This is a genomic window from Acidovorax sp. KPB24-03 (assembly GCF_057546605.1).
The window spans coordinates 1-2,769 of sequence record NZ_BAAJYR010000444.1 but is presented as its reverse complement, the minus strand read 5'-3'; the positions used below and the strand labels follow the sequence as shown (position 1 = coordinate 2,769).

Below are 2,769 nucleotides of genomic sequence, written 5' to 3'. Positions count from 1 at the left end.
GCGCTGTCGGACCGCATCGGCCGGCGCCCGGTGTACATCGCCGGCGCGCTGCTGGGCATTGCCTGGGCCTTCGTGTTCTTCGTGCTGATGGACCGGGCGCAGCCGCTCGCCATCTGCGCGGCGGTGGTCGGCGGCCTGCTGATCCACGCCATGATGTACGGCCCGCAGGCCGCCTTCGTGACCGAGCAGTTTCCCAACCGGGTGCGCTATGCCGGCGCCTCGCTGGCCTACACGCTGGCGGGCATCCTGGGGGGCGGCTTCGCGCCGCTGATCATCGCCTCGCTGTTCAAGTCGTACGGCTCCACCGTGGCGGTGTCGCTCTACGTGACGGCCGCGCTGGGCCTCACGCTGGTGGCCCTGCTGGTCGCCCGCGAGACCGCGCACGAGCCGCTGCAGGCCTGAGCCCGCCCGGCCACGCCCGACACAGCCGGCCGCCTGGCCGGCTTTTTCATGTGCGCTCGTTCAGCGGAATGCGCTGCGCCCGTGCGATGGACATCAGCACGCCCAGCGCCAGCCCCAGCGTGACCATGGCGGTGCCGCCGTAGCTCACGAAGGGCAGCGGCACGCCCACCACGGGCAGGATGCCGCTCACCATGCCCATGTTCACGAAGGCGTAGGTGAAGAAGATCATCGACACCGCCCCGGCCATCAGGCGCGAGAACAGCGTGGTGGCCCCGACCGCGATGGCCAGGCCCCGCCACACCAGCATCAGGAAGCACACGATCAGGAACAGGTTGCCGGCCAGCCCGAACTCCTCGGAGAACGCGGCGAAGATGAAGTCGGTCGTGCGCTCGGGAATGAACTCCAGGTGCGTCTGCGTGCCGGCCATGAAGCCCTTGCCCCAGAAGCCCCCCGAGCCGATGGCGATCATGCCCTGGATGATGTGAAAGCCCTTGCCCAGCGGATCGCGCGTGGGGTCCAGCAGGGTGCAGATGCGCTGCTGCTGGTAGTCGTGCAGCACGGGCCAGCGCACCCCGTCGGCGCACAGCTGGGGCTCGAACCACACGATGAGGGCGATGCCGATGCCCCCGATCAGCACGGGCGGCAGCACCAGCTTCCAGGGCAGGCCGGCGAAGAAGATCACCGACAGCCCGGCCGCCAGCACCAGCAGCGAGGTGCCCAGGTCGGGCTGCTTCATGATGAGCCCCACCGGCACCGCCAGCAGCGCGCCGGCCACCACGAAGTCCAGCGGCCGCAGCTGGCCCTCGCGCCGCTGGAACCACCAGGCCAGCATGAGCGGCATGGCGATCTTGAGCAGCTCGCTGGGCTGGATGACCAGCCCCAGGTTGATCCAGCGCTGCGCGCCCTTCTTGGTGATGCCGAACAGCGCCACCGCCACCAGCAGCGCCACCCCCACCGTGTACAGCGGCACGGCCATCGCCATCAGCCGCTGGGGCGGCACCTGCGCCACCACGAACAGGATGCCGGCGGCCAGCAGCATGTTGCGGCCATGGTCGTAAAAGCGCGTGCCGTGGTCGTAGCCCGAGGAATACATGGCCACCAGCCCGGTCGATGCCAGCATCAACAGCACCAGGATGAGCAGCCAGTCGAAGCCACGGAACAGGGGCAGGACGCGCTGCAGCAGGGAGGGTTTGTCGAAGACGGCGGACATGGGGCGCGATTATCCGGCCGGCCGAAGGCCCCGCCGCCCCGGCACAATCGAAGGCCCCCGGCTCTGCCGCACCATTGCCTGCATCGCTCCACGCCGCGCCCCCCACCATGCCCACCACCCACCTGCTCTACCTGCACGGCTTTCGCTCCTCGCCCCAGTCGGCCAAGGCCCGGCAGATGGCGGCGCACGTGGCCGCCCACCATCCGGGCGTGCATTTCTGGTGCCCGCAGTTGCCGCCCTCGCCCCGGGCGGCCATGGGCCTCGTGGCGCAGGGCATCGCGGACTGGCCGCAGGGGGCGATGGCGGTGGTGGGCTCCTCGCTCGGCGGGTTCTACGCGAGCTGGGTGGCGCAGCAGGCACGCTGCCCGAGCGTGCTGCTGAACCCCGCCGTGGACCCGGCGCGGGACCTGGAACGCTACATCGGCGAGCAGACCGCATGGCACGACCCGGCCGAACGCTTTTTCTTCCGCCCCGAATACATCGCCGAGCTGCGCGCGCTGGACATGCGGGGCCGGCCCCCGGCCGGCCCGGAGCTGGCCGTCATCGCCAAGGGCGACGAGCTGCTGGACTGGCGCGAAATGGCGGGTCGCTATGCCGCCGCGCAGGTGGTCCTGCTGGAGGGCGGCGACCATGCCTTGAGCGACTTTCCCGCGCACATCGGCACGGTGGCGCGGTTCTGCGGCCTGGCCTGAGGGAAGGTCAAGGCATCAAGGCATCAAGGCAGCGGGGCGGAGGCCGCGGCGGCCGGGTGGCTGGCCGCCCAGCGCGCGTACTCCTGCGGATAGGCGATGCGGTAGCGCACCGTGTGGAAATCCACCTCGTCCGTGCGCCCAAGCAATGCCGCGCTGGTCAGCACCGCCTCGATGACGCGGGGCTCGGGCGAGTAGTGCAGCAGCCGCGTGGCCCGGGTGTGGACGTCGGCCGCGTTCTGCGCGGTCACCGGCGTCGTCGTCACGGTGGCGAAATCGGCCGTGCCGCGGAAGAAGGCGATATTGCCCAGCACCTTGCGGGCGGTGTCTTCGCGGTAGGCCGGGTCGCGGTCGGGCACGGCGCGGTAGAGCTGGCTGACCCGTTCGTAGTCGCGCACCAGCAGCCCCCCGAAGGCCAACGCAGCCCCCCCGGCCAGCGCGGCGGCGGCGATCCAGGCCGGCCCGGGC

Annotated in this window: 4 protein-coding genes; 2 read left to right on the top strand and 2 right to left on the bottom strand. The window is 71.0% G+C overall.

The window, feature by feature from the left end:
* Positions 1-402 (top strand): MFS transporter (locus AC27KI_RS22315; protein WP_487115895.1); only part of this gene is annotated, 402 nt, incomplete at its 5' end.
* A gap of 46 nt (positions 403-448) precedes the next feature.
* Here the strand turns inward: AC27KI_RS22315 and rodA are convergent.
* Complete coding sequence (gene rodA, locus AC27KI_RS22310; RefSeq protein ID WP_272567244.1) at positions 449-1,612, bottom strand: rod shape-determining protein RodA; 1,164 nt, start codon at positions 1,610-1,612, stop codon at positions 449-451.
* Between the two features lie 107 nt (positions 1,613-1,719).
* On the opposite strand from rodA, the gene AC27KI_RS22305 reads away from it, so the two are divergent.
* A complete protein-coding gene (locus AC27KI_RS22305; RefSeq protein ID WP_487115892.1) occupies positions 1,720-2,304 on the top strand; it encodes a YqiA/YcfP family alpha/beta fold hydrolase in 585 nt (194 codons plus the stop codon).
* A gap of 23 nt (positions 2,305-2,327) precedes the next feature.
* Here the strand turns inward: AC27KI_RS22305 and AC27KI_RS22300 are convergent.
* On the bottom strand, positions 2,328-2,769 hold a 442-nt coding region (locus AC27KI_RS22300; RefSeq protein ID WP_487115890.1), incomplete at its 5' end, for a Wzy polymerase domain-containing protein.

What these genes read in the sequence shown, in the direction of transcription:
- rodA (WP_272567244.1), bottom strand. Translation starts at nt 1,612, where the DNA reads ATGTCCGCCGTCTTCGACAAACCCTCCCTGCTGCAGCGCGTCCTGCCC.
- AC27KI_RS22305 (WP_487115892.1), top strand. Translation starts at nt 1,720, where the DNA reads ATGCCCACCACCCACCTGCTCTACCTGCACGGCTTTCGCTCCTCGCCC.